The 14,957-nt window shown below is 44.1% G+C and carries 13 protein-coding genes and 2 pseudogenes; 11 read left to right on the forward strand and 4 right to left on the reverse strand.

Annotated elements, in window-relative coordinates:
• The first annotated feature begins 89 nt into the window (after window positions 1-89).
• Both MOC09_RS05485 and MOC09_RS05490 read left to right on the forward strand, forming a co-directional pair.
• Window positions 90-728, forward strand: coding sequence for an esterase/lipase family protein (locus MOC09_RS05485; protein ID WP_268367191.1), 639 nt, complete (start codon window positions 90-92; stop codon window positions 726-728).
• Between the two features lie 318 nt (window positions 729-1,046).
• Window positions 1,047-2,123 carry a helix-turn-helix domain-containing protein gene (locus MOC09_RS05490; RefSeq protein ID WP_268367190.1) on the forward strand — a complete coding sequence of 359 codons (1,077 nt, stop codon included), beginning with the start codon at window positions 1,047-1,049 and terminating at the stop codon, window positions 2,121-2,123.
• Window positions 2,124-2,160: 37 nt separating this feature from the next.
• Here MOC09_RS05490 and MOC09_RS05495 read toward each other — a convergent pair.
• Window positions 2,161-2,364: pseudogene (locus MOC09_RS05495) on the reverse strand (ATP-binding protein); the annotation flags it as partial.
• Between the two features lie 182 nt (window positions 2,365-2,546).
• Here MOC09_RS05495 and MOC09_RS05500 point away from each other — a divergent pair.
• Complete coding sequence (locus MOC09_RS05500) at window positions 2,547-3,479, forward strand: aldo/keto reductase (protein WP_268369836.1); 933 nt, start codon at window positions 2,547-2,549, stop codon at window positions 3,477-3,479.
• A gap of 39 nt (window positions 3,480-3,518) precedes the next feature.
• Here MOC09_RS05500 and MOC09_RS05505 read toward each other — a convergent pair whose 3' ends face one another.
• Together MOC09_RS05505 and MOC09_RS05510 are read right to left on the reverse strand one after the other, a co-directional pair.
• Window positions 3,519-4,583, reverse strand: coding sequence for a DUF4352 domain-containing protein (locus tag MOC09_RS05505; RefSeq protein ID WP_268360118.1), 1,065 nt, complete (start codon window positions 4,581-4,583; stop codon window positions 3,519-3,521).
• Window positions 4,584-4,668: 85 nt separating this feature from the next.
• Window positions 4,669-4,737 (reverse strand): annotated as a pseudogene (locus MOC09_RS05510) (hypothetical protein); the annotation flags it as partial.
• A 173-nt stretch (window positions 4,738-4,910) separates the two neighbouring features.
• Here MOC09_RS05510 and MOC09_RS05515 point away from each other — a divergent pair.
• Together MOC09_RS05515 and MOC09_RS05520 are read left to right on the forward strand one after the other, a co-directional pair.
• Window positions 4,911-6,326: a YcdB/YcdC domain-containing protein gene (locus tag MOC09_RS05515; protein WP_268369892.1), complete on the forward strand. Its 1,416-nt coding sequence runs from the start codon at window positions 4,911-4,913 to the stop codon at window positions 6,324-6,326.
• A 185-nt stretch (window positions 6,327-6,511) separates the two neighbouring features.
• A complete protein-coding gene (locus MOC09_RS05520; RefSeq protein WP_268369838.1) occupies window positions 6,512-7,873 on the forward strand; it encodes a YcdB/YcdC domain-containing protein in 1,362 nt (453 codons plus the stop codon).
• 6 nt (window positions 7,874-7,879) lie between these two features.
• On the opposite strand, the gene MOC09_RS05525 is transcribed toward MOC09_RS05520, so the two are convergent.
• Complete coding sequence (locus MOC09_RS05525; protein WP_268360116.1) at window positions 7,880-8,383, reverse strand: M15 family metallopeptidase; 504 nt, start codon at window positions 8,381-8,383, stop codon at window positions 7,880-7,882.
• A gap of 122 nt (window positions 8,384-8,505) precedes the next feature.
• Here MOC09_RS05525 and rapJ point away from each other — a divergent pair, with 122 nt between their 5' ends.
• From rapJ to znuB, 6 genes are all read left to right on the forward strand, one after another.
• Complete coding sequence (gene rapJ, locus MOC09_RS05530; protein WP_268369841.1) at window positions 8,506-9,627, forward strand: response regulator aspartate phosphatase RapJ; 1,122 nt, start codon at window positions 8,506-8,508, stop codon at window positions 9,625-9,627.
• A 109-nt stretch (window positions 9,628-9,736) separates the two neighbouring features.
• A complete protein-coding gene (locus MOC09_RS05535) occupies window positions 9,737-10,513 on the forward strand; it encodes an SDR family oxidoreductase (RefSeq protein ID WP_268369843.1) in 777 nt (258 codons plus the stop codon).
• A gap of 24 nt (window positions 10,514-10,537) precedes the next feature.
• Window positions 10,538-12,229, forward strand: a complete 1,692-nt coding sequence (locus MOC09_RS05540) for a glycoside hydrolase family 13 protein (RefSeq protein ID WP_268369845.1) — start codon at window positions 10,538-10,540, stop codon at window positions 12,227-12,229.
• Between the two features lie 179 nt (window positions 12,230-12,408).
• On the forward strand, window positions 12,409-13,386 hold the full coding sequence (locus MOC09_RS05545) for a metal ABC transporter substrate-binding protein (RefSeq protein ID WP_268369847.1): 978 nt from the start codon (window positions 12,409-12,411) through the stop codon (window positions 13,384-13,386).
• A gap of 54 nt (window positions 13,387-13,440) precedes the next feature.
• On the forward strand, window positions 13,441-14,136 hold the full coding sequence (znuC, locus tag MOC09_RS05550) for a zinc ABC transporter ATP-binding protein ZnuC (RefSeq protein ID WP_003241253.1): 696 nt from the start codon (window positions 13,441-13,443) through the stop codon (window positions 14,134-14,136).
• On the forward strand, window positions 14,094-14,936 hold the full coding sequence (gene znuB, locus MOC09_RS05555; protein WP_268360111.1) for a zinc ABC transporter permease ZnuB: 843 nt from the start codon (window positions 14,094-14,096) through the stop codon (window positions 14,934-14,936). The genes znuC and znuB overlap by 43 nt, the downstream gene beginning before the upstream one ends.
• Window positions 14,937-14,957: the final 21 nt, after the last annotated feature.

A 14,957-nucleotide genomic window follows, 5' to 3' on the forward strand; every position in this document is an offset into this window, starting at 1 on the left:
TGTTTAAAATAAGTAAGATTTACCCTTTACTTATTCGAAATGGTAAATTAATATAATTGGAGAATTTGTTACAAAAAAAGGAGGATATTATGAAATTTGTAAGAAGTAAGTTCATTGTACTTGTAACAATTTTGATGCTGTCCGTTACATCGCTATTGGCGGTGCAGCCGTCAGCAAAAGCCGCTGAGCACAATCCAGTCGTTATGGTTCACGGGATTGGAGGTGCATCATACAATTTTGCAGGGATAAAGAGCTATCTCGTATCTCAAGGCTGGTCGCGGGACAAGCTGTATGCAGTTGATTTTTGGGACAAGACAGGCACGAATTATAACAATGGCCCGGTATTATCACGATTTGTGCAAAAGGTTTTAGATGAAACAGGTGCGAAAAAAGTGGATATTGTCGCTCACAGCATGGGGGGCGCGAACACACTTTACTACATAAAAAATCTGGACGGCGGAAATAAAATTGAAAACGTCGTAACGCTCGGCGGCGCGAACCGTTTGGTGACAAGCAAGGCGCTTCCGGGAACAGATCCGAATCAAAAGATTTTATACACATCCATTTACAGCAGTGCCGATATGATTGTCATGAATTATTTATCAAAATTAGACGGTGCGAAAAACGTTCAAATTCATGGTGTTGGACACATCGGTTTATTGATGAACAGTCAAGTCAACAGCCTGATTAAAGAAGGGCTGAACGGCGGGGGCCAAAATACAAACTAACGAGATACATAACCTTGAAGATTCCTTTCTTCAAGGTTATTTTTTCTTCGTAAATGCGCCTGCCAACATCACTGCCTCTGCCGACCACATCAAAAACGCATAGATGTGAATCTATATTCAATAATTGGAAAAATAGAAGAGCTAAAATGGGGATAATTTATAAGCCTTGCTTATAAAAGGCAGTGAAAAGTACATAGGTAAATTAGCATAATCACTGGGCTTTTCACATTGCCAAATTCTTTTTTAGCCCGAAACCAAGCCCTCAGAAGTTATTTTTGTTAAAATAGAAAAGTTACAACAGAATTCGGAGGGTTTATTGTGGGAAAAGTGAAACGAAATGCCCCTTGCCCATGCGGCAGCGGCAAGAAATATAAAAAATGCTGCGGAAGTAAAGTTGTCGACTTTCCGACAGAACTAGCGGCAAAAGAAGCAAAACAAATTCAGGAAGACTTAGTGGAGTATGCCTTCACAGTACATAGAGAAAGCATCTCAGGCTTTATCAACCAGCATGATTTTCTTTCTGCTATGGACAGACAGACGAAAGACATCAGCGTATTTAATTTGGGAATCTGGGGAATCTTCTTCCACCCGCTTGCTGGTGAAAAGACAATCTTCGAGGAGTACCTTCAGAAAAAAGGTGATTCGATCACTCGTCCGAAAACGCGTGAGATCGTTGAATCATGGAAGAGCATGACGCCTGCTTTATTGCTGCTGAAGGATCTGAAAGATGCTGTCATTCACTTTGAAGATGTCATTACGAAAAAACAATTTGAAGTGGAAATGGATGCCAACAATCAAGACCTCCCGCCAGTGGGAAGCCTGATTCTCGGATATCCAATCCACGAAGCAGAAAAAGCAGAATTCTTCATGCAGTTCACGATCTTCCCGGTGAAGAGAACAGAAGCGCTGATCAGCAAGGTGAAGAAATACGCAGATGCCGCTGTGAAGAACGGCAAAGCGCCGGAGGACTTCATGAAGCAAGAATTCAACAACGTTCTGTTCGCGCTGTTAGCTGAGAAAGATGAAGAGCCGCAAGCAGAAGCTGTTGAAGAAAACAGTGTTGAGTGGGCAAACGACATGGAGAAAGAAACAGCTGCAGCTATCGAAGAAGGCATGAGCGGAGATGAGTATCCGACTGAACTGATTCCGGCTGTCATTGACATCTGGAAAACATTCTGTGAGAAAAAGTCACCCGTCATCAGAAAACCAGAAGCTTTCGCAGCAGCAGTTGAATATTATGTGAATGCGATTTCTCTGAACGGCGCGTCTGTTTCTCAAGCCAAACTGGCGAAAAAATACGGCGTCAGCGCATCAACGATTTCCAGCCGATACAAAGAAATTGAAAGTACGCTGCAAGAAGAAGCGGATCGTTTTGCAAAAGCGCTATCCTCTTAATCAAAAAACCTTGAAAAGCTGAGCTTTTCAAGGTTTTTTATTTTTGAAACGGAATTTTGATTTCTAGCCGGAAGACAGGGTGGCGGTATGTAAAATCCAGTCTGCCAAAAGCGCTCTTAACCAGTTTTTGAATGATATACGTGCCCATTCCTTCATGAGCGCCGCTTTTCGTTGAACGGCCAAACGATTGATACAATGTATCGAGCATTTTTTAATCCATTCCTGGTGTGCTGTTTTCACAAACTGGCCAGCCTGCTTCCTGAAAGACAAATGGGTTCTGCCAAAATAAACTTGCAAAAGGAGAAATACACTTTCTCCTTTTTGTATATCCTGAAAAAAGAAGGAAAATAGTAAAAGGATATCTAATACAGAAAGTGACCCTGCCCTATTTTTCATCTAAATTGGTTTCGAAGGAGAAGAGCGATGGATCAAACACGTACACTCGGCAAAACGAAGCTGCAGGTGAAGCGGATTGGATTTGGCGCGAATGCGGTCGGCGGGCATAATCTATTTCCAAATCTACATGATGAAACAGGGAAGGATTTGGTCCGCGCTGCATTGGATGGCGGCGTTAACTTTATCGACACTGCCTTTATATATGGACTGGGGCGTTCCGAAGAATTAATCGGTGAGGTCCTGGAGGAACGCGGGGGCCGCAATCAGCTCATCATTGCCACCAAAGGGGCCCATAAAGAAGTGAACGGCAGCATTGAATTAGATAACAGCCGGGAATTTCTTCGCGGCGAGGTGGAAAAGAGCCTGAAGCGGCTGAAAACCGATTATATTGATTTGTACTATGTTCATTTCCCGGATGGCAAAACGCCTCTTGCAGAAGTGGCGGGTACACTGAAGGAGCTGAAGGATGAAGGGAAAATCAAAGCGGTCGGCGCTTCGAACCTCGACTATCAGCAATTGCAGGAGTTTAATGCAGACGGTTATTTGGACGTTTTTCAGTCAGAATACTCTCTGATTCGGCGTGATGCCGAGAAGGAGCTGCTTCCGTATTGTGAAAAACAAGGCATTTCCTTTATTCCTTATTTTCCGCTCGCATCCGGCCTGCTGACAGGAAAATTCACGAAAGACACGGCTTTTGAAGACTTTCGAAAGGACAAGCCGCAATTTCAGGGAGAAACGTTTAGTCAGCATCTCAAAAAAGTGGACAAGCTGAAAGCGGTAGCGGAGGAAAAACAAGTGGAGACAGCACATCTCGCCTTGGCGTGGCTGTTAACAAGACCGGCGATAGACGCCATTATTCCAGGCGCTAAACGTCCTGAGCAATTGAAAGAGAACCTAAAAACCTTGAACATTGAACTGACCGAAGATGAAGCGAATTTCATCAGCGGAATCTTCACATAAAAAAGGAAATAGCCTCGGAGGCTATTTCCTTTTGGTGTTTTATTCTTTGATGAATGCTTCAACTAATTCTGCTGCTCTGTAATCGTCCATATCAAGCTGCCATTGGTCGATGTCATTTTTCTTCATTTTCACTTCAACTGTTTTTTCAGATGAAGCAGGTCCGAGCTTTTTGAATTCTTCAGGATATACTTGAAGCGCGTATTTCACAGCTTCTTCATAGCTTGCGTCAGTGTTTTTGTTGTAGTAGTCTTTCACTCTGTCTTCGATGCGGTCTGAGAGTGAAGACGCGTCTACAGGTTTAATTGTAGCTTCAACGATCGCTTCGTCTTTGGAGATCGAAGTTGTTTTCGCCTGGATAGAAGAGTTTTTGCTTAATCCTGCTTTGATGCCGTTGACGATATTATCAAGTGCTTTACTGTCGGCATATGTGCTTGAAAGGCCGGAAGCTGAGAGATAGCCGTCTTTGGCTGATTCGTTGAAATCATTGACAATTTCATTTTTGTTAGCGCCGGTAATTTTTTCGAAATCAGCGTTGTCTTTACCGAAAAGAAGGACATCAACATAGGCCGATAGCGCTTTTGCAGAGTCTTGAAGCTGATCTGCTGTCGCAAGGATTTTTTTGTCTTTTCCGTCAATTTTGAAAGTAACTGATTTTGGCTTTTTATCACCGTAAGATTCCGGCGTATAGGTAAGCTCGTATTTCTCGCCTTTATCTACAACGAAGAAAAGGTTTCCTTCAACCGATTTGTCAGCGTTAATCGTGCTACCTTGAAGCTTTTCGCTATAGTCTTCAGGATCTGTGTCAGACATTTTGGTATCACCTTGATACAAAGTGAAATCCATGCTGTCCACGTTCAGCGGTTCTTTTCCTGTGTTTTTCACAGCGACATTGACTTTTAACACAAGCTGGTCATCTGAAGTGGATTTATCATATTTAGACGGAAGCGTATAAGAAACATCCTTGATTTTGACTTGAGCTATATCTGAGCTTTTTTCTGTTTCTGATTCTTTCTTCTCCGCGCTTGTTTTGCTGCCGGAACAAGCAGCTGTAAACATCATCAGCAGAAGAATTAGGAAAACAGCATACGTTTTTTTCTGAAACATTCATTTTTCCTCCTCAAATGGTTTAGGAAAGGGGAGTCTTTTGTCTTTGAGAAATGGATCTTTTTGAATGGATTAGCATCATTTAACCAAAAAAATCAGTTCTTTTCTCACGGTTTTCACCGGATTTTCTGGAAACTCCGCCCTTCTTTGTCATGAATGGACCTATAAAAAGTTACAACGGAATTAATTTTAAGATTATTAGCTTTTATATTGAATAGGTTCATCATACTATTTTTGGTGAAAAATGTTCTGGTAAAACTGGTAAACTCAGAAATTTGTGTATTTTAGACTATTACTTTTTAACTGGTTGAAGGAGACATAAGAATGATGAAAGGGGCTGTCTTTGTGAAGAAAGAGGAACTGAAACAAAAAGCATTGGAAATCGGCCGGGTGCCGGCTCACTTAAAACTGGAAATTGAAGATTATGGCGGTGACGAGAAAGGAGCCCATTTTTGTTGGGTAGATCCTCAGGATGAACACACCGGCATTATCGTGGAACTTGGGCCGGGCGGGGAGCTGGAATCCCTCTCTCGTGATACTGAGCCTGAAAGCGGAGAAAAGCTGTCTGAGGAGAAACTAGAGGATATTATGCGCCAATTTGTCGAGACTCATTATCCCGGGGCACTGTCTGTCTTTGTCCTTGAAGAAAACGAACGTACATACGATGATAAAGTGAGATTTTCATATGTTCAAATGGAGGACGGACTTCCTCTTCCCATGAGTGGGTTAATGGCTGAAGTTTCCTTATCGGGTGAGATCATTTACTTCCGCTATTACGGCAAAGCGGGCAGCATCATCAAGCCAAAGCGGGTCGCGGATGTTCAAGAGGCGCTTGCCTATTTCAAGAAAGATGTGGAGTTCGACCTTTTATTTGAGATTCTCCATCGTTCCGTTTACAAAAACGGAGATGATCAGCCGCATTTGGTGTATGAGCCTGAGTGTAGGGCCATTACTGTACCTGCCGATTTGGTTCAAGAAGAAAAAGACTTTGATGATGACGATGACAGGGAGCGGGAGAGCTTTCCTCTCCCTTTATTCGAGGGCATTCACGATAAGGCAGATCCCAGCAGCATGATCGGCATCGAAAAAGGCTTTGTCAAAGAGCGGGAAACGGATTTGGGAGACGGGAGAATCGGGATCGTTTGGCGGAATCCAGATGATCCTGTATATCAACCGGCTGATAAAAGCATGGACAGCTGGTTGAAGGGACGGACTCATCAAGTGCTGAAAACGATCCATAATAAAGAAACCGGAAAACTCGAAGGCGTCATGTCATTTATGGAGAAAAAAGGGCCGTTGACAGTAACTGAGGCAGAGTGCGAAAAAATCGCGCTTCGCTTTCTGTTTGCTTTATTTCCGAATGCCGATCAATATTTTAAGATCAGGTACGATGAGCCAGATGAACAAGAAAACGCAGTTGCCGGGTTTACATTTGAAGCGCACTGTCACGGGGTGCCGCTCCGGTTTGGGCAGATCAGAATCTGCGTCAGCCGCCAAACTGGGCACATTACCGTTTATATGGGACCGGATATTGACCCGAAGGAGCTGGAAACCATTCATCCGGTTCCGGCCATTTCAGCAGAACAGGCCAAGTCTATCTTTTGGCAGCATTTTAAAGTTGAGCTTGGCTGGGAGAGAGAATACCGTGATGATGAAGAACACATCTACCGGCTCGTCTACAAGCCGGTGTATCCGCGTTTGATAGAAGCTCATACCGGAGAGCCTGTTATCAGTTTATGGTAAAACAGCCAAAAGTCACACAAATGCCGCGGGCGTATAAGGTGAGGTGTGATAAAAGTAGCAGAAAGAATATTGAAAAACAATGACAATAATAGAAAAGGACCTTTCTTCACTTTAAATGAAGAAAGGTCTTTTTATATAATAAACAGGATTCTCTTTGTCGTAGACTCTTTGAAAGGATGACTTCATTGGTTACTAAACAGCTGAAAAAGAAGGCGCAAGAGATCGGGAATGTACCGCCGCATTATGAGCTTGAGATAGAAGATTACGACGAAAAGCAAAAGAAGAACGGGCAGGCATATTTCATCTGGAAGGACCCCGAAGATCCGGAAAAGCACATTATAGTTGAACTTGGAAAGGATGGCGCTTTACTCACCTTTTCAACAACCGTGCGCTCCGAGGCAGACATCAAGCTTCCAGATGCCGAGCTGAAGCTGACGGCCCTTCAGTTTGCTGCAGCCAACCATCCCGGCACATTTATGAAATTTCATTTTCAAGGCAAGGAAGAACGGGGACAGCACATCCGTTTTGTCTATACCAAAATGGAGCTGGGGCTTCCGCTTCCCAATTCAGGCTTTTTAATTGATATGACCCGAAGCGGACAGATTGTCCATTTTTTATATTACGGAGAAGAGCATAAAGCCGAAGTGCCAACGGAATTTGTACCAAAAGAGAAGGTTGTGTCTCATTACTTAAATACAATGTCTTTGCAGCTGATGTACGATGTCATTGATGGCGAACAGGAACCGAGGCTTGTGTATGAACCGATTCTTCCGGGATACAGCTATCCCGCGGATGTAGACGAAATCGTGCCCGACCAGCATATCGCAGATGAAAGAATAGAAGACGGGGCGCCTTTGCCGCCGCTTCAGAATGCGGAAGACACCGATATATATGCTATGCTGGGCCTCACCTCTGATATGCAGAAAGTCAGTGAAAAGGACTTTGGAGAAGAAATGGGAAGCACGTGGCGCAAAGGCACTGCACCGGAGCGGAAAGATTTAAGCATAGGAAGCTATTTTGAAACGAGAAATAAAAATACAATCAAAATGAAGACTGATAAAAGAACAGGAAAATTAAAAGCAGCGATTTCTTTTATGGACCGGCGGGACACCCGCCAATGTTCAACGGAAGAATGCCAGGAGATCGCGCTTCAATTTTTGTATGCCCTCTATCCGAGAGCGGCTGAGTTTTTCAGAGTGAATCCCGTCCGAATTGATGAAAGAGGCAGGGTCCGCAATCATTTTTCTGTCTGGTATAAAGGAGTGCCGCTGCGGTTCGGCGCTGCCCGCATCATTGTCAACCCGGAAACGGGGAAAATTGATGCTTTTATGGCGCCGGATATTGATCCTGAACTGTTGGAAACAATCAATCACAGGCCGGATGTTTCAGCTGAAGAAGCGAGAGAAACGTTTTTAGCTGCGTTTGATGTAAAGCTGGAGTGGCAGCCTGATTTTGCAGCAGGCAGCGATCAGCATTACAAGCTTGTCTATAAGCCGGTTTATCCTTCCTATATTGATGCGCACATAAGGAAAAAGAAAAGGCGGTGAGGGTGTCTAGTCAGGAATCATCTCCAAGTGGGGATAGTCCTTGAATCGATTCCAGTCCCCGCCCCACTTAAAACCGAGTTTCTTAGCAATCTCGACAACCTCCAGCCAATCTGATTTGCCGTTTTGATTGCCGTCATACTCCATATCCCATATGATGCTGCCATCCTTTTTTTGAAGGGCGAAATCTACCGCTAAACCATAGTTATGATATGATTCCCCTCCTCTTGCATAGGTGACAATATTTCCTTTTTTTGTGCGTCCCTGTTTATATAATTCGTCTTGTTCCTTAAAGGATCTGAACCCTTCTGTAATGACAACGCTAATGCCTTTTTTCGCTGCTGCGGCCTTGAGAGCATCGGCATTCTGCTTCACAATCGGATGAAGAGCTGAAGGGACAGGCATATCCTGCAGGGCATTTTGAGAATGCCATTCGTGCCGTATCGAACTAAAACACAGATCAAGAAGAAACAGAATACATAAGATAACGAATATTTTTGCAGATAATTTCATATTGGTCTCACTTTCTCATGATGTTCTGAGTGTTAACGCTTTTAGGAGATAGACTCTCTCTAAACGAGATTAGCTATGATAAAATATAACATAAATAGTAGCAGGAGGAAGGAGGCAGACCGATGAGAGCAAAGATTCCATCTGAAGAAGTAGCAGTAAAGCTAAACGAATGGTACAAGCTCATTCGCGCATTTGAAGCAGAACAAGCAGAAGCGTTAAAACAAGAGATTGAATACGATTTAGAAGACATGGAAGAAAATCAGGACTTGCTTTTATATTTTTCTTTGATGGAATTCAGGCACCGAATCATGCTTGATAAGCTGATGCCGGTGAAAGACAGCGACACCAAGCCTCCGTTCTCTGATATGCTGAAAGAAATTGAAAGCAATCAGCAAAAACTCACAGGCTTATTGGAATACTACTTTTATTATTTCAGAGGAATGTACGAATTTAAGCAGAAAAATTTCATATTAGCAATTGACCATTATAAACATGCCGAGGAAAAGCTTGAGTATGTTGAGGATGAAATTGAAAAAGCTGAGTTTCTTTTTAAGGTTGCAGAAGTGTATTATCACATCAAGCAAACGTATTTTTCCATGAATTATGCGAGCCAGGCGCTGGATATCTATACGAAATATGAACTGTACGGGCGCCGCCGTGTGCAGTGTGAATTTATCATCGCCGGAAATTTGACCGATGTGTATCATCATGAAAAAGCGCTGACACACTTGTGCAGCGCCTTAGATCATGCAAGGCAGCTGGAGGAAGCATATATGATCGCCGCTGCCCATTATAATGTCGGACACTGTAAGTACAGTCTGGGCGATTTCAGTGAAGCGGAGGGCTATTTCAAAAGAGCCGCCGCCATTTTTGAGGAGCACAACTTTCAGCAAGCCGTTCAAGCCGTTTTTTCACTGACCCATATCTATTGTAAACAGGGAAAATACGACAAAGCGATAGAGATGTTTGGACACGGGATGAAGAGCGCAGCTGAATGGGAAGATGACATGTACTTAACGAAATTCCGCCTCATTCATGAGCTGTATCTTGGCAGCGGCGACCGAAGCGTGCTTGAAGAATGCTTTGACCTCCTGGAATCCCGCCAGCTTCTTGCCGATGCAGAAGAACTGCTGCATGATACAGCAGAACGTTTCAATCAGCAGGAACGCTACGAGTCCGCTGCATTCTTTTACCGCAGGCTGATGAATATTAAAAAAACGCTTGCCGAGCAGCGTTTTCAATAGGAGATGGCAGAGAACATACAGGTTCTCTGCTTATTTTTTTGCTGTTTTCAACCCGGAAAAATAGGGTATTTTCCACTGCATAATGAAAAGTCAGAGGAGGATATTGTGTATGTATAAAGATTTAACTGGAAAAACAGCGATTGTAACAGGTTCTTCAAAAGGAATCGGAAAAGCCATTGCGGAACGGTTTGGACAAGAGAAAATGAATGTTGTCGTGAATTACCACAGTGACCCGTCAGGAGCAGATGAAACGGTAGAAATCATTAAGCGTAACGGAGGGCAAGCCGTCGCAGTTGAGGCGGACGTGTCAAAAGAAGAAGGGATTCAGGCGCTCTTGGACACCGCTTTAGAGCACTTCGGCACACTTGATGTGATGGTGAACAACTCCGGCTTTAACGGTACGGAGGCCATGCCGCATGAGATGAGTCTTGAAGATTGGCAGAGAGTGATTGATGTCAACGTCACCGGAACCTTTTTGGGAGCGAAAGCAGCGCTTAACCACATGATCAAAAACAACATCAAAGGCAATGTACTGAATATCTCGAGTGTTCACCAGCAGATCCCGCGCCCCGTTAACGTTCAATATTCTACGTCCAAAGGCGGCATGAAGATGATGACGGAAACGCTGGCGCTCAACTATGCAGATAAAGGAATCCGCGTTAACGCGATAGCGCCCGGCACCATTGCCACAGAATCAAATGTTGATACGAAAAAGGAAGAAAACAGGCAAAAACAACTGAAAAAAATCCCGATGAAAGCCTTCGGAAAGCCGGAAGAAGTGGCGGCAGCAGCGGCTTGGCTCGTATCTGAGGAAGCAAGCTATGTGACCGGCACAACACTTTTCGTCGACGGCGGAATGACACTTTATCCATCACAGCTTGAATAGAATACAAAACAGGGGGATTGCGGGATGAAGACAGACTGGTGGAAGGATGCAGTGGTTTATCAAATTTATCCGAGAAGCTTTCAGGACAGCAATGGAGATGGTATTGGAGACTTGCAGGGGATCATTTCCCGTCTTGACTACATAAAAGAGCTCGGGGCAGATGTGATTTGGATTTGTCCGATTTACCCTTCTCCGAATGTTGACTACGGATATGATGTGACGGACCATAAGACGATTATGGATTCATACGGAACGATGGATGATTTTCACGAACTGCTTGACCAGGTGCACCAGCGCGGATTAAAGCTGGTGATGGACTTTGTGTTAAACCACACATCGGTCGAGCATCCGTGGTTTAAAGAAGCGGAGCTGGACAAAAACAGCAAATACCGCAGCTATTACTTTTGGCGTCCCGGCACAAAGAACGGCTTGCCAACGGACTGGGTGTCTGACTACGGATGCCCGGTCTGGCAATACGAGGAGCACACGGGGGAATATTATCTCCATATGAATGCTGTTAAACAAGCTGATTTAAATTGGGAGCATCCTGAGGTGCGCCAAGCGGTATTTGACATGATGAAATTTTGGCTCGATAAAGGGGTGGACGGCCTGCGCATTGATCAGCTCCATCTCATCTCCAAGAAAGAATATCTTCCGTCGTATGAGGACTATATCAATCAGCAGGCTGAGCCGAAGCCTTTCCAGCCAAATGGCGAACGAATTCATGACTATTTAAAAGAAATGACAGATGAAGTATTTTCTCACTATGATGTCATGTCTGTCGGAGAGGTTGGCAGTGTTACACCAGAGGAAGGACTGAAATATACGGGAACCGATAAGCATGAGCTGAATATGATTTTTCACTTTCAGCATATGGAGCTTGATCAGCAGCCTGGAAAAGAACATTGGGATTTGAAGCCTCTTGAGCTTTCTGATTTAAAAACAGTTTTGACAAATTGGCAAAAGAAGCTTGAACATCAAGGCTGGAATACACTGTTTTGGTGCAATCACGACCAGCCCCGGATTGTGTCCAGGTTCGGAGACGATGGGGAATACCGCAAAGCATCAGCAAAAATGCTGGCTACCGTACTTTATTTCATGAAGGGCACGCCGTATATTTATCAGGGAGAAGAAATCGGGATGACAAACGCGCCGTTTACCCGGATTGAGGACTACAAAGATATCCAAACGATCAATATGTATCATAAACGGGTGTATGAAAAGGGCTATGATCCAGAAGATGTGATAAGATCAATCTTAGCCAAAAGCCGGGATCACGCCCGGACGCCGATGCAGTGGAGCAGCGGCAAGAATGCCGGATTTACTGACGGCACGCCTTGGCTCAAGGTCAACCCGAACTTCTTGTCCATCAATGTGGAGGAAGCACAGAAAGATCCTGATTCAATCTTAACCTATTACAAAAAACTGATCAGCTTGAGAAAGCAGTACGCCGATCTTATCAAAGGGAGCTATGAGCTTTTGCTTCCGGATGATCCGCAGCTGTTTGTATATATGAGGGAAAACGCCAAACAGCAGCTATTATCGGTCAATAACTTTTCGAAAGAGCAGGCTGTATTCCGTTGGCCTAAGTACTGCGGCAAGGACCAGGCATCCCTGCTTCTCAGCAATTATAAAAACAACGAAGATATTGACGATGAAATGGTATTTCAGCCGTATGAAAGCAGAGTATATCTTCTCGACAAACTAATGATATGACTCAACCCGGCTTATTCAGCCGGGTTTTTTAAGTACATATATTCGTGCTGCAGACGGGAAGAATAAAATCAAAATGAAAATTAATCTTGCAAAACGTAATGACTTCGGTTTATTATGATATAGGATTACAAAATCGTTATCATTTTGATTTGAATAATGAAAAAGAGGGGATATACGATATGTTTAAAAAATGGAGCGGTTTGTTTGTGATTGCGGCGTGCTTTTTATTAGTTGCAGCATGCGGCAATTCATCAACAAAAGGGTCGGCGGATTCTAAAGGTGATAAACTGCACATTGTCACAACGTTCTACCCGATGTATGAATTTACAAAACAAATTGTAAAAGACAAAGGCGATGTGGATCTGTTAATTCCATCTTCCGTCGAGCCGCATGATTGGGAACCGACGCCGAAGGACATTGCCAACATTCAGGATGCTGATTTGTTCGTTTATAATAGTGAGTACATGGAGTCATGGGTGCCGTCAACTGAAAAAAGCATGGGCCAAGGCCACGCTGTTTTCGTTAATGCGAGCAAAGGCATTGATTTAATGGAAGGCTCTGAAGAAGAACATGAAGAGCACGGTGAGCATGAGGAGCATGAACATGGGGAGCATGAGCACAGCCATGCAATGGATCCTCACGTATGGCTCAATCCTGTTCTGGCGCAGAAAGAAGTTAAAAATATTACGGCGCAAATCGTAAAGCAGGACCCGGATAACAAAGAATACTATGAGAAAAATAGTAAAGAATATATTGCAAAACTGCAGGATCTTGATAAACTATATCGTACAACCGTAAAAAAAGCGGAGAAGAAAGAATTCATCACGCAGCATACAGCGTTTGGCTATCTGGCAAAAGAATACGGTTTGACGCAGGTTCCGATTGCAGGGCTTTCACCTGACCAAGAACCGAGCGCAGCCGACTTGGCAAAGCTGAAAACGTATGCCAAGGAACACAATGTAAAAGTCATTTACTTTGAAGAAATTGCATCCTCTAAGGTCGCAGATACGCTAGCCAGTGAAATTGGCGCGAAGACAGAAGTGCTTAATACACTGGAAGGCTTAAGCAAAGAAGAACAGGATAAAGGCTTAGGGTATATCGACATTATGAAACAAAACCTCGATGCCCTGAAAGATTCACTATTGGTTAAATCATAAGATAGTGTGCGCCGGAGGGTGCACACTATTTCTTTGTGAGAAAGGAAGATTGACATGAATCTCGTCTCATTGAAAGATATCGTTTTCGGCTATTCCCACACGCCTGTTTTGGATAAAGTATCACTTGATATTGAAAGCGGTGAGTTTGTCGGCATTACAGGACCAAACGGCGCCTCTAAATCGACGCTCATGAAGGTGATGCTCGGCATGCTGAAACCGTGGGAAGGCACGGTGACGATCAGCAAAAGGAATACAGAAGGAAAACGCCTGACGATAGGGTACGTTCCGCAGCAAATCTCATCATTTAATGCCGGTTTTCCAAGCACGGTGCTGGAGCTGGTTCAGTCAGGCCGCTACACAAAAGGGAAATGGTTTAAGCGTTTAAATGAAGAAGATCATATCGAAGTAGAAAAAGCGTTAAAAATGGTGGAAATGTGGGAGCTTCGCCATCGGAAAATCGGCGACTTATCAGGCGGACAAAAGCAGAAAATCTGTATTGCCAGAATGCTTGCCAGCAATCCGGACCTGTTGATGCTGGACGAACCGACAACAGCCGTTGACTACGACAGCAGAAAAGGATTTTACGAATTTATGCACCATCTCGTGAAAAACCACAACCGCACCGTTGTGATGGTTACCCACGAACAAAACGAAGTACAGCAATTTTTAGATAAAGTGATTCGACTAGAGAGAGGAGAAAAAGGCGGATGGAAATGTTTGACTTGGAATTCATGCGACGAGCTTTTCTAGCAGGCGGCATGATCGCCGTCATGGCCCCGATATTAGGGGTGTATCTCGTTCTCAGAAGACAGGCCTTAATGGCTGACACACTTTCACATATTTCATTGTCAGGTGTTGCCATCGGCTTTTTTCTCAGCACCAATATTACGGCGGCGAGCATAGTCGTCGTGACGGTCGGCGCAATTGGAATTGAATACATGCGGCGGGCATACCGGACGTATTCAGAAGTATCCATTGCCATCTTAATGGCGGCCGGCCTGTCCTTCGCGATGTTTTTAATCAGCCTGTCAAAAGGCACCGCCAATATGAGCATCGATCAATACCTATTTGGATCGCTCGTGACAGTAAACCAGCAGCAGGTGTATATTATCGCCATTATTACACTGCTGATTCTGCTTTACTTTATCGTACTGAGAAGACCGCTCTACCTGCTGACGTTTGATGAAGCAACGGCAAAAACGTCTGGAATCAATACGAACGTTCTGTCGATGTCGTTCAGTATCGTCACAGGCCTTGCGATTTCAGTCATTATTCCGATCATTGGGGTTCTTCTTGTATCAGCCCTGCTCGTATTGCCGGCAGCATTCGCCATCAGAATTGCAAAGGGCTTTAACATGGTTTTTATCACCGCCATACTCATTTCGTTATTCAGCGTATTTATGGGACTGACATCATCCTATCAGCTCGGAACGCCGCCAGGGCCGTCCATTACCCTGCTGTTGATCGTTCTGCTTTTGATTGGATTTGCAGTTCAGGGAGTTTGGATGTTTATCAAAAAAGAAGCTCAGCGTAAAAAAGGGCGCCGCTAACATGAAAAGCAGTTTTCCCCT

The organism is Bacillus sp. N12A5, assembly GCF_026790125.1.
Taxonomy (GTDB): Bacteria; Bacillota; Bacilli; order Bacillales; family Bacillaceae; genus Bacillus.

Bases quoted from the DNA above. Each gene is read 5' to 3' on its own strand.
- MOC09_RS05545 (WP_268369847.1), top strand. From the start codon at position 12,409: ATGTTTAAAAAATGGAGCGGTTTGTTTGTGATTGCGGCGTGCTTTTTA.
- rapJ (WP_268369841.1), top strand. From the start codon at position 8,506: ATGAGAGCAAAGATTCCATCTGAAGAAGTAGCAGTAAAGCTAAACGAA.
- znuC (WP_003241253.1), top strand. From the start codon at position 13,441: ATGAATCTCGTCTCATTGAAAGATATCGTTTTCGGCTATTCCCACACG.
- MOC09_RS05505 (WP_268360118.1), bottom strand. From the start codon at position 4,583: ATGTTTCAGAAAAAAACGTATGCTGTTTTCCTAATTCTTCTGCTGATG.
- MOC09_RS05485 (WP_268367191.1), top strand. From the start codon at position 90: ATGAAATTTGTAAGAAGTAAGTTCATTGTACTTGTAACAATTTTGATG.
- MOC09_RS05500 (WP_268369836.1), top strand. From the start codon at position 2,547: ATGGATCAAACACGTACACTCGGCAAAACGAAGCTGCAGGTGAAGCGG.
- MOC09_RS05540 (WP_268369845.1), top strand. From the start codon at position 10,538: ATGAAGACAGACTGGTGGAAGGATGCAGTGGTTTATCAAATTTATCCG.
- znuB (WP_268360111.1), top strand. From the start codon at position 14,094: ATGGAAATGTTTGACTTGGAATTCATGCGACGAGCTTTTCTAGCAGGC.
- MOC09_RS05535 (WP_268369843.1), top strand. From the start codon at position 9,737: ATGTATAAAGATTTAACTGGAAAAACAGCGATTGTAACAGGTTCTTCA.
- MOC09_RS05525 (WP_268360116.1), bottom strand. From the start codon at position 8,383: ATGAAATTATCTGCAAAAATATTCGTTATCTTATGTATTCTGTTTCTT.
- MOC09_RS05515 (WP_268369892.1), top strand. From the start codon at position 4,911: ATGAAAGGGGCTGTCTTTGTGAAGAAAGAGGAACTGAAACAAAAAGCA.